General features: G+C 54.2%; 8 protein-coding genes. 2 read left to right on the forward strand and 6 right to left on the reverse strand.

Going from position 1 to position 11,039, the window contains the following annotated elements:
- Positions 1–367 precede the first annotated feature (367 nt).
- Both IGR76_02220 and IGR76_02225 read right to left on the reverse strand, forming a co-directional pair.
- A complete protein-coding gene (locus tag IGR76_02220) occupies positions 368–2,218 on the reverse strand; it encodes a caspase family protein (GenBank protein ID MBF2077349.1) in 1,851 nt (616 codons plus the stop codon).
- A 203-nt stretch (positions 2,219–2,421) separates the two neighbouring features.
- Complete coding sequence (locus IGR76_02225; GenBank protein MBF2077350.1) at positions 2,422–4,854, reverse strand: glycosyltransferase; 2,433 nt, start codon at positions 4,852–4,854, stop codon at positions 2,422–2,424.
- 334 nt (positions 4,855–5,188) lie between these two features.
- Between IGR76_02225 and IGR76_02230 the strand changes: the two genes are divergently transcribed.
- Together IGR76_02230 and IGR76_02235 are read left to right on the forward strand one after the other, a co-directional pair.
- A complete protein-coding gene (locus IGR76_02230; protein MBF2077351.1) occupies positions 5,189–6,196 on the forward strand; it encodes an ATP-binding cassette domain-containing protein in 1,008 nt (335 codons plus the stop codon).
- Positions 6,196–6,996, forward strand: coding sequence for an ABC-2 family transporter protein (locus IGR76_02235; protein ID MBF2077352.1), 801 nt, complete (start codon positions 6,196–6,198; stop codon positions 6,994–6,996). Before IGR76_02230 ends, IGR76_02235 begins: the two co-directional genes overlap by 1 nt.
- Here IGR76_02235 and IGR76_02240 read toward each other — a convergent pair.
- The 4 genes from IGR76_02240 to hypD all read right to left on the reverse strand — a co-directional run.
- Positions 6,993–8,498: a phospholipid carrier-dependent glycosyltransferase gene (locus IGR76_02240; protein ID MBF2077353.1), complete on the reverse strand. Its 1,506-nt coding sequence runs from the start codon at positions 8,496–8,498 to the stop codon at positions 6,993–6,995. The genes IGR76_02235 and IGR76_02240 overlap by 4 nt on opposite strands.
- Positions 8,499–8,700: 202 nt before the next feature.
- Complete coding sequence (locus tag IGR76_02245; protein ID MBF2077354.1) at positions 8,701–9,441, reverse strand: 1-acyl-sn-glycerol-3-phosphate acyltransferase; 741 nt, start codon at positions 9,439–9,441, stop codon at positions 8,701–8,703.
- A 211-nt stretch (positions 9,442–9,652) separates the two neighbouring features.
- Positions 9,653–9,829 (reverse strand): peptide-methionine (R)-S-oxide reductase, encoded by a 177-nt coding sequence (locus tag IGR76_02250; GenBank protein ID MBF2077355.1) that lies wholly within the window; start codon positions 9,827–9,829, stop codon positions 9,653–9,655.
- Positions 9,830–10,152: 323 nt separating this feature from the next.
- Positions 10,153–11,039, reverse strand: an 887-nt coding sequence (gene hypD, locus IGR76_02255; GenBank protein MBF2077356.1) for a hydrogenase formation protein HypD, incomplete at its 5' end; no start/stop codon positions are given.

Raw genomic sequence — 11,039 nt, forward strand, 5'->3', positions numbered from 1 at the left:
AAGAGGATTCAGACCATTGGTGGCGACATCGATCGGAGCGGGAACCCTTTGGAAGAAAAATGCCGAGGGGGCAACAGACAGTAGTTGGGGGTCTGTGCTTTGGCGAGGACGGGCATCGAAAAGAGACTGCACCAATATCCGGAATGGAAAAGGCTTTAAAGCTATGAAATAGATTGCGATCGCTTTCAATTCCACCTTCAATATCGCAGTACACGGCACAGTTTCCCAGACGTACCGTATCGGTTGTGCGATCAGGATGAACCTGCGCCTGCGCCAAAACCGGATTAAATAAAATCCACACCCCGTGGGAACGACTGGGCGATCGCACCCAGGACGAGCAGAGAAATGGAGGATAGATGCAGAGGAGCTATTCTGCCGATTCTGTCGATACTCCCGAACCAGACGATTCCGTAGAGTCAGATGCCTCGGACGGTTTAGCAGTTTGTTGTTGAATGGCCTGTTCCTGCCATTGGGCGATCGCGGCCTGTGCTCCATCATACGCAACCGTTCCCGGTGGCACAAGTTGAGCCGTCTGGACGGCCAGCCCATAGTCTTGAGCTTCCGCCCGTGTCGTCGCCAATTTTAGAATTCCCTGACTCCATTGGGCAATGGACTGCTGAGCCTCTGCGTAGAAAGGCTGACCGCTGGGAATGGTGAGCGCCGTCCCGATTGCATCATTGAGCGAGGAGGCTTGGTCAGGGCGTGCCAGGGATTGCGCCTTGGCGAGAATGGCTTGATTCTTCGCAGCAACTTCCCACGACACCAGCAAGGATTGCGCCTCCGCTTCTACATCAGCGTTGTCCGTCGGCAGTAGCGCCTGTACCGAGGCGATCGCCCCTTGGTAGTCTTGCTGTGCGGCTTGGGCTTGGGCTAAGTCCAGGGTTGTCATTTGCCACCGTTTAATGCTGGTTTGGGCGTCGGCATAGGTTGGATCCGAGGGGGGAATGGCTTGGGCGATCGCGATCGCATTGGCAAAGGCCGCCGTTTGTCCGGCAAGGCTGGGGTCGGTGGGCTGTCCCATGGCCGCGATCGCCTGCTGAAGGGGAGATGCATTGGGAGTCTCCAGATCTGTTGGCGTACCAGACTGAAGCGAGGGATTGGCAGGTGCGCGCTCTGGCGTCGAGGGAAAGGTGAACACTTCTCGATTGCGTACCACCACGCCGATCATCAAGGCCAGAGCAATTCCACCGCCCCACAGGATGAGCAATCGCCAGAAGGAATCGGCCCAGATCTCGGCAAACTGCTCCTGAAGGCTCATTGAATCGGGGGTGGGCGATCGCATGGATTCGTTGACCAGAGGGGGGGTGGGCAGACCAGATGAAACCGTTGCTGGTGGAGTTCCCGTCATCCCCACTACTGCCGATCGTGGTGTTCCCGCTTTGGGGCGTCCCCCATCGGGCAATTGTGGCTCTACACTGGTCGGGCGGAATTCGCCCACACCCTCCGCCACTGGAGTAGAGACGCCCACTGCCAAGGCCGCCGCCTGGGGCAACAGCAGCACATACTTTTCCTCAGCAGGTAGAACAGTAACCGGGGCTTGGGTGGGTCGCCAGTGGTGTTCGGTCAACTCTGGCAGGCGATCGCGCAGATAGATGGACAACGATTCGGGAGTGAGGCAATTCTCGTAGCGCAACCCTTCCAACAGCGCAGCGGTAAAAAATCCGTGGCGGAGCGCCAGGGTTTCCTGGGAAAACTGATCCGGTTGGCACGCCAGCAGCAGTACGCAGTTTTGATGGCTGTTGGCTAAAAGAATAGCCTGATCGCCAACCCCCTGACCGTGCAGCGATCCCTGACTGCGGTTCATATCCAGCGCCAGGATGATATGGGCTTTGGGAACCGTAGCAAAGACTTTAAATAATTCGTCTAGGGCGATCGCCGTTAGGAGTAGCTTTTCGGGATGTCCGTCCATGGGAACCAGGTAATCCCGACCTTGCATTCGCACCCCGTAGCCACTGAAAAACACCCACAGTACATCATCGGGACGAAGGGTTTGGCAAACACGGGTGATCTGCGCCAGGATGACCTCTCGGTTGGGTACGGGTGCGCCTGCTAAGACGGCCTCTGCACTGTCGGTTAATAGAACGCACTGCTGCGCTGGAACCTGAGCTTCCTCTACTAAAAAATCGCGCAGGGCTTGGGCATCCCGCTGAGCGTAGTTCAACGGTTGAAAAAACTGATACTGATTGATACCAACAGCGATCGCCCAGTAGTTGCTCATTTCCAATGCCCCAAATCCTGTGGATGCCTGCGGATGGTTAATCCCAGTGTACCCAGATGACCGTATAGACCATCCGGAACAGCATTAACGATACCGCAACTTTCGACGGTTTGAACCATTGGATTTCAACATTCCGCTATATCTAGCGTCTGAGATTGAGCAACTAGGGAGCGATCGCTCTACCAGAGCGGCATTCCCCGGCGTTAATCTTGGTTAACCTGGACAGCAGAGATATCGCGCGATCGCCCAAACAGGAAGCGCGGCATGAGCAAAGCCCGAACCATATACAAGAGCGATCGCCATTCGTTAGGCACATTCAGTCGCATCCACTGTCCAGGCCGACAGAAGAGTAGCTCGATTAACCGACGCTGCTGAGCCAAGGGCAAAGGCTGAAATTCAACCCGCACGATAGTTTTCCCCTGATCAGACCTTGTTCGCACCATGCGGCATGGAATGGTCAGTCTATCTTCCAGTAGAGTTAGCGTGACCGGAACCGGAGACTCTGGATAAATGCTGAGGGACGACGCCTGGCTAAGCCGGATCTCGGCTCCCGCTTCCGACATTAAGGTCGTTGTTCCCCACAGCACCTCATTGGGGGAGCGATCGCCCGATGAATGACCTATCGAAGCATGATCGGTAATCTCATCCACAACTGTTGTTCGGGGGGTAGAGGTTGCTTCCAGAACCGCAGTGGCCTGTAATCTACGTCCCGTTTGCACAAAGGGATAAACAGAATTATCCCGTGTGACGCTCTGCGCTTGGATGTGCAGTGTGACCCGACGCTGGAGATCAAACCACGGGGATGTGTACGGATTTGGTGCATCAACCATTGCCCAGAGTGCAATCCCCAAGATAAAGAGATTGTAGGCACTCCAAAACCAACCCAACCCAAAGGTAGGCATATCTGCGGTTTCGACCCCGCTCAGTCCCAACGGATCAATCCCGTCATTCATAATCATCCAAATGCTGACTGCCGTAGCAATAAAGAGAGCTAGCAGCGGCCATGCCAGCGTCCAGTTAAAGACAAAGCGTGAACTTGCGGTTCCCTTCGGCGTTACCTTAAAACTCTTGCCAAAGGGACGCAGTATGGCTCGGAGCACCACCACCGAGAGGGGAAGGCACAACACGACGGAGTAGACATCGGATAGAAATGCCGACCGCGATCGCCCATTTAGCCATGCGAACACACAAAGCTGCACCGCATAGTAGGGCAGAAAAAAGTACACCAATTCCACGCCTTTGCTTTGAACAGGAATCACTCCCAGAAAAGCATAGGCCAAGGGCATCAGCAGAAAGATAACGCGGGACGTAATGCTAAACCAGTTTAAGAGTCCCTCCAAATGGCTGAGTCGCTGCATTAGGGATAGCCCTGGAATGGTGAGGGGGTTGGATGAGATAAAGAAAGCCTGCAAGGTACCCTGTCCCCACCGCACCCGCTGCATGGCATGGGCAGCAATGTTTTCTGCGGCTAGCCCCGCACTCAGTTTTTCGTTGAGATAGATGACTTGGTGGCCTTGGGCGGCAATGCGAATCGCCGTAAAGTAGTCTTCACTTAACGACTCCGTGACAAATCCACCGACCTCCTCCAGCGATCGCCGCCGCACCACAAAGGAGGTTCCGGCACAGACTACGCCGCCTGCACCATCTTTCAGCGGTTGAATGTGGTCATAGAAGGTTTCTTCTTCGGGGGGAGTGATTTTTTCTAATCCTAAATTTCGGGTTACGGGATCAATGTTGTAAAACGACTGCGGCGTTTGTACAAGGGCAATCTGAGGCTGTTGGAAAAAGCCCACAGTGCGTGTCAGGAAATTCTTCGTAGGCACAAAGTCAGCGTCAAATACGGTAATTAATTCACCGCTCGTTTGGGCGATCGCATGGTTCAGGTTCCCGGCCTTGGCAAAGCGATTATCGGGACGGGTGAGGTATTGGCATCCCAGTTCATGGGCAAGGGTGCGGATTTCGGGGCGGCGGGTATCGTCTAGCAGATAGATGGTTTTGTTGGGATACTCCATCGCCTGACACCCAATAATCGTGCGGCGCAAAATGAACGCTGGCTCGTCGTAGGTGGGAATCATCACATCCACCGAGGGCAGAAAGTCCCCAGACAGAACAGCCTCAGAGTACAAATCAGCCTCACGGCGGCGATCGCGCCTTCGCAACAGCAACAGCAGTTGGAGACTACCCGTAATGATGGTAATCAGCTCAAATCCCAGCAATAGCAGGCTAAACATACCGTTGAGCGGTGTGTTGAGATTCAGGCTGGAGAGCGATCGCCACAGCACATAACGCCCGGTCAAGATCAAAATAATGCTGACCACAACCCAACGCGACCAAGGCTGCGGCGTTGGCGATAGCTTCATCACGCCAAACACAATCAGCAAAAGCCCAATGGTAGGGGCTAACAGCAAATCTGGCTGACTAAAGATAACCTGTACACCCAGCGGCGGGGCATCTTGAAGAGCTTCTAATTGGGCAAATCCGTTGGCGATCGTAGGCTGTCCCAACTGCCAGGACACTCCCACTGCCACAAATAAGGCTCCAAGCCCTAGCATGACCAGCGTCGCCATCCGAGGAACAAGGCGTTTTAACCCAATTGCTGCGCCACTCTCTCGTTCATTCAGCCGTGAAATGGTCATAGACGTTCCTTTGTGCTTTCTGGTGGATATATCGAAGTGGATTGAAAATCGCGAAGTAAGCTCAATTACACGGGAGAGCACCTATTATTATGGTTTACATTCTGTAATGTTTGAAAGATTAGAAAAGCATAAGAATTCTTTAATAGCTTTGTGAGTTTAGACTTCAGGCTATGGGTAGATGACATAACCTGTAGTAGCAACCTATGTAAGGCGTTGATGCGTTACGCTACCGCTAACGCAGCGTACAACCTGCTCCTCTACTCACTCACTCTCCCACTTCCCCACTCCCCCATCCTCCCTGGGATTATGCAGATCAATCACTCACGAGGCGTCCATGTCAATCATTAACGTTGACCACCTAAGCAAGCGCTACCCAGTCGCGGTCAAAGAGCCGGGATTGGCAGGCACCCTGCGCCATTTCTTCCGCCGCACCTACCGAAACGTGGATGCAGTGCGAGAGATTAGCTTTGCCATCGAACCGGGGGAAGTCGTTGGCTTTTTGGGCCCTAACGGAGCAGGCAAAACCACTACGCTCAAAATGCTCACTGGACTCATCCATCCCTCTAGCGGTGACGTTCGGGTGGCGGGATACGTACCCTATCGGCGGGAGACGGACTTTTTGAAGCAAATTACCCTGGTGATGGGGCAAAAGCAGCAGCTTATCTGGGATTTGCCAACGATGGACTCGCTCACCATTAATGGCGCGATTTACGGGTTATCAGACGCAGAATTGCGCGATCGCGTCGGAGAACTGGCCGAACTCCTATCCCTTCAAGACAAACTGACTCAACCTGTTCGTAAACTGTCCCTGGGGGAACGGATGAAGGCCGAACTCTTGGCCGCCCTGATCCACCGTCCGACCGTTTTATTCCTCGATGAACCCACCCTGGGATTAGACGTGAACGCCCAGGTCAGCGTGCGCGAGTTTTTGAAGGAATACAACCAGCGTTACGGGGCAACGGTGCTGCTCACCAGTCACTACATGGCTGATATTACTGCTCTGTGCGATCGCGTCTTGCTGATTTACAGTGGGCAACTGATTTATGACGGCAATCTCGACGAACTGCTGGAACGCTTTGCCCCCTATCGTGAGGTGCAGGTGGAATTGGCAAACACCTCGGCGGAAAAGGGCTGTTCTGAGGATATTCGCCGGAAGTTGGAATCCTTTGGTGACGTGGAGGATATGGACGGCTGTATCGTGCGGTTGATTATCCGGCGCGAGGACTTGACCCAAACCGTTGCGCGAATTTTGGTGGATCTAGAAGTGACTGATCTAACCGTGACCGATCCCCCGGTGGAAGAGGTCATCGGTCGGGTGTTTCAACAAGGAGCGATCGCCTGATGCTGCAATGGATTCGTCATCCTTGGAAGGTTGCCCGCGTCTTAACCTCGGTTTATTACGCCTACATGGTGGAATATCGCGCCGAACTGCTGTTTTGGATGCTGTCCGGCAGTTTGCCCATTATCCTGATGGGGGTGTGGGTGCAGGCGTCCCAGTCAGGGCAGTTTGCCTTTTCATCGATTGAGTTTGTCCGCTATTTTCTGGCGGTGTTCATCGTGCGTCAGTTCACGGTGGTCTGGGTGATCTGGGAATTTGAACGACAGGTCGTAGAGGGAACGCTATCGCCCAAATTACTGCAACCCCTGGATCCCGGCTGGCATCACTTTATTTCGCACTTTGCCGAGCGCTTCGCCCGCTTGCCCTTCATTGTGGTGCTGATTGGGTTCTTCTTTGTGCTGTATCCGCAAGCCCTGTGGTTTCCAGGGGTGGGAACCTGTCTGCTGTTTGTGCTGCTGCTGTTTTTGTCCTTCGTGCTGCGGTTTGCGATTCAGTACACCCTGGCAATGTTTTCCTTTTGGATTGAGCGAGCCGTTGCCATTGAGCAGTTTTGGTTTCTGTTCTACCTATTCCTATCAGGACTGATTGCCCCCATCGAGATCTTTCCGCCCGTCGTTCAGCGAATTGTGCTGTGGACGCCCTTCCCCTACATGATTGGCTTTCCGGCGAGTTTACTGATTGGTCGTCCGGTGAATGTAGTCGCAGGGATCGCCGCCTTAGTCGGGTGGAGCGCGATCTTTATGGTTGCGAATCGCTGGCTGTGGCGACAGGGGCTAAAGCGCTATTCCGGCATGGGGGCTTAAACCCAGGAGGGGATCCACTGCCGCCAGTGTAGCTCTGCGCCGCTGAGGGGAATGCCTAAATAGAGCGGCACCCAAAACACAAAGGCCACTACTACGATCCAAACAATGGTCATGCCCATCAGTCTGTGGCTAGGAATGACGCTTTGCAGCCACAGACTCACAAACCAGGCGATCGCCAACAGCGCAAATGCCAGCGCACTCATGTAGTGATAGATAAATACACAGCGGCTGACCAACAGCCAGGGCAACCAGTTTGCCGCCCACTGCACCCCCAGGAATAGCGCAATTCCAAAACTGCTGCTTTGGAGCATCAAGGGCTGGGTGCTAGATGAGAAAAACCACTGCCAGAGTCCAACCAGTACCATCACGAGCACGAGGGCGATCGCCGCTGTGCCCAACCACCACGAAAACGGATTGCCCATCGCGTGAACATCGTAGGCGATCGCCCATTGGCTGTTGGGAAGCGGCGGGCCGATCACAGGGGCAGGTTCGCCACGGGCGTGGGCGGTTTTGAAGAAATAGGCGATCGGGCGCAGCATCAGCGGCCAGGTATACCAAGCCGAGCAGTAGGGGTGAATATCTGGCCCGCCAATCCGACTGTGGTAGTCCAGGGTATAGGCGTGCCACTGCCAAAAATTGCGCTCTGGATTTAGTCGAATGTAGGGAATCCAGGCTAAATAGTAGGTCAAGGCAGGCACGATCGCCCAGTACAAAATCCCACAGCCCAGCGGAATAGAGGCAAATCGCGCCACGAGCGATCGCCCCAGTCCTGCATGTCCGGTTTGCCATCGTGCCCAGCCGTGCAGCATATAAGACAGTCCCAGCAGAACATAGAGACCGAGCATAAAGCCCAGGCCATTCCACTTCACCGCCACGGATGCCCCCAACGCAATCCCCGCCAGTAGGAATCCGCTATGCAGTCGCCATCGCCACAGCCGCTTCCCCGCCATCGCCCACAGCACCGCCCACAGTCCCAATAGCCCCAAAAACACCATGTAGATGTTGATCAGGGCATAGCGAGACTCCACCAAAAAAAAGCCATCCAGGGCAAAAAAGAGTCCGGCTACCAGGCCGTAGCATTGCCGCCGCGTCTCAGATACCCCTGCCACGATGCCCAGTTGACACGCGAGGGCGATCGCCAGCAGAGGGAGCAAGCTGCCTGTAAGCGCATCAATCCAGCGATAGTCCACCGGGGACAGCATTAACCCCGTCAGCCCATTTTGAATACCCCCATCGCCAATGGGAGTCCGCTGGGCGATCCAAATTCCTAGGACAATAATGTAGGTGCTGAGGGGGGGATGTCCACCAAACAACTGCTGCCCCAACAGGTAATGACCTGCGAATCGGGCATAGTACACCTCATCAAACACGAGGGTATTAAACTGCCCCAGTCGCCAAAAATGGAGTCCTAGGGACAGCAGGGCAATTCCAGCAACGCCTAGCCAAAAGCGTAAACGACTAGGAACGCCACCCTCAAACTCATTAGATTGGACAACCACCATAGACTGGACAAACGTTGAATAGGGGAAATTCAGGGCAATTGCTCCCAAGTTTCACATCCTTATTGCCGAGAATCAAGCGATCGCCCCAATCTGGAGCAGGTCATGCCATCTTGAGTTTTGAGTTTTGAGTTTTGAGCTTTGAGTTAGCAACGGGGGACGACCGCAGCGGTTCCAGTGCTGGATCGGTTGCTGGAGGAAACTATTAGAGATTGACTGAAATAGGCTGCGGCGTCAGAAAGCCCCCATCTAGGGACTGAATGGCGTGCTGAAGATCTGCGGTTAATTGCTTGGCCGATTCTTTGGGTGTGCCTTGAGCGTAGTCTATTGCGGATAGGGGCGCACCAATGCGGATCGTCATACCACAGCCATAGCTAACACTGTCATTGCCATAGGTGATGCTCATAGGTACGATCTGGACGCCTAAACCCGGCTGACTGGTTTCTGCCTGTAGCGCGAGTCGTGCCAATCCTGGTTTGAGGGGATGCACCTGGCGATCGCGGAAAATGCCACCTTCGGGAAAGATCACCAGCATCTCGCGGTTTTGCAACACTTCAACGCCCAGGCGCAAACTGGCGATCGCTGGATTTTGAGGATTCACAGGAAAGCCACCCAACCGACGGATAAACCAACCCTGGATGCCGCGCACCTCGTTAGCCGACACCATAAACCGCAAATCGCGCCCGGTCGCCCAGCGTCCAGCCGCATAGGCAACCGTCAAGGCATCCCATCGCGCCCGGTGGGTGGGAGCCAACACCACAGGCCCCTCGGTGGGGATATGCTCAACCCCATGAACGATTAGGTTCCGGAAGTACAGCGGCAGAACCAACCGACACCCTAAGGGATAAACCACCGGAGTCAACCAAGGAGACACGCGACTAGCGACTGCAGACTTCGATCCAGCAGATGGAAAAAACGGTTTAGGCGAGAAGTTAGACACGGTCATGGGTAATACTAGGCAGAGTTTAGAACCGCTGGTGCCGGATAATCCCTTGCCGAAGTACGGTTCTTGTACGGTTAACACCTCTACAATAAGGGACTTTCATCAATCTTTTTACGGAGGATTAGACAGTTTTTTGGCTGTCATGAAGAACCTGTGGTGGCTAACTGAGAACGTCAGAACGGAGGGGGTGATCGCCTGTTCCTGCCCACAAACATTAGGCGGGTACGAAGGTGAGCGCTAAGACAATTCCGTTGATACAATATCGCAGCCCAGTCGGTGCAGGGCCATCATCAAATACATGGCCGAGATGCCCCCCACAGCGACGACAATGCACCTCATTGCGAACTTTCGTGGGCGCGTGATCATCTGAAAGACCAACGGCGTTATCCATCGGCGCATAAAAACTAGGCCATCTCGTGTTCAAGGTGATTGTTTCATTTGACCAAGAAGGCTTACCCCGTTCACCGTCTTGCGTGCGATCGCGCCAGCACTTTGCAGAATTGCTTCTTATAAATTCCTTTTGGGGCTATCTGGTTGTTCATCCATGACTACAATCGCCAAATCAGACGGAAGTTGGTCGAGCAAGGGAATACCCCCTTTTCCTCTGCCCCGCACTAAAATGCACTACCAAGAAGTGTAATGCCGTAGATCCCCGTCTTTTTTCTATCTGTGATGAGCCACGTTCTCATCCTTTGCAACGATACAAACCATAGATCAACGACCATCCTCTCGATGACGATAACGGTAGTAGGCGGCACAGGCTCCCTCGGAGGACACCATCGGCGCACCCAGGGGATGTTCGGGCGTGCAGCGATCGCCAAAGGCAGGACAAGCAGGGGGCTTGATCAGTCCCTGCAAGATTTGTCCACTCATGCATTCCGATGGGGTTGATGCAGCATCGGAAATCGTAGGTAGCGCAAATTTAGGCTGAGCGTCAAAATCGGCATAGGTAGACGTTAGACCGAGACCACTGTGGGGAATTTCGCCAATGCCGCGCCAAGTCCGAGGAACCACCTCAAACACCTGCTCCATCAAGCGTTGAGCAATTTCATTGCCTTGAGACCGTACTGATCGCGCATACTGATTTTCAACCTCATGCCGTCCCTGTTCCAACTGTTGAACACAGAGATAAATACCCTGCAAGATATCCACAGGCTCAAATCCGGTCACCACAATCGGAATCTGATACTGAGCCGCGATCGCCCCATATTCCTGGTAACCCATCACGGTACAAACGTGGCCTGCGGCCAGGAACCCCTGCACTCGGCAATCGGGAGAGGAAAGAATGACCTCCATCGCAGGCGGAACCCGCACATGGGACACGAGCAGGGAAAAGTTGGTCAATCGCTGCTGCTTGGCTTGGTAGACCGCCATCGCCGTCGCGGGTGCCGTCGTTTCAAAGCCTACCGCGAAGAACACCACCTCTTTATCGGGGTGATTCTGGGCGATCGTCAGAGCATCTAAGGGCGAATAGACCATCCGAACCTCTCCACCCGTAGCTTTGACGCTGAGTAAATCGATTCGTCCGGAACCTGGAACCCGCAGCATATCGCCAAAGGAACAGAGAATTACATCAGGACGCTGAGCCAGGGCGATCGCCT

This window comes from Synechococcales cyanobacterium T60_A2020_003 (assembly GCA_015272205.1).
Classification (GTDB): domain Bacteria; phylum Cyanobacteriota; class Cyanobacteriia; order RECH01; family RECH01; genus JACYMB01.

Coding starts and splice junctions, on each gene's coding strand:
- IGR76_02225 (MBF2077350.1), bottom strand. CDS start 4,854: ATGACCATTTCACGGCTGAATGAACGAGAGAGTGGCGCAGCAATTGGG.
- IGR76_02220 (MBF2077349.1), bottom strand. CDS start 2,218: ATGAGCAACTACTGGGCGATCGCTGTTGGTATCAATCAGTATCAGTTT.
- IGR76_02235 (MBF2077352.1), top strand. CDS start 6,196: ATGCTGCAATGGATTCGTCATCCTTGGAAGGTTGCCCGCGTCTTAACC.
- IGR76_02245 (MBF2077354.1), bottom strand. CDS start 9,441: ATGACCGTGTCTAACTTCTCGCCTAAACCGTTTTTTCCATCTGCTGGA.
- IGR76_02230 (MBF2077351.1), top strand. CDS start 5,189: ATGTCAATCATTAACGTTGACCACCTAAGCAAGCGCTACCCAGTCGCG.
- IGR76_02240 (MBF2077353.1), bottom strand. CDS start 8,498: ATGGTGGTTGTCCAATCTAATGAGTTTGAGGGTGGCGTTCCTAGTCGT.
- IGR76_02250 (MBF2077355.1), bottom strand. CDS start 9,829: ATGGATAACGCCGTTGGTCTTTCAGATGATCACGCGCCCACGAAAGTT.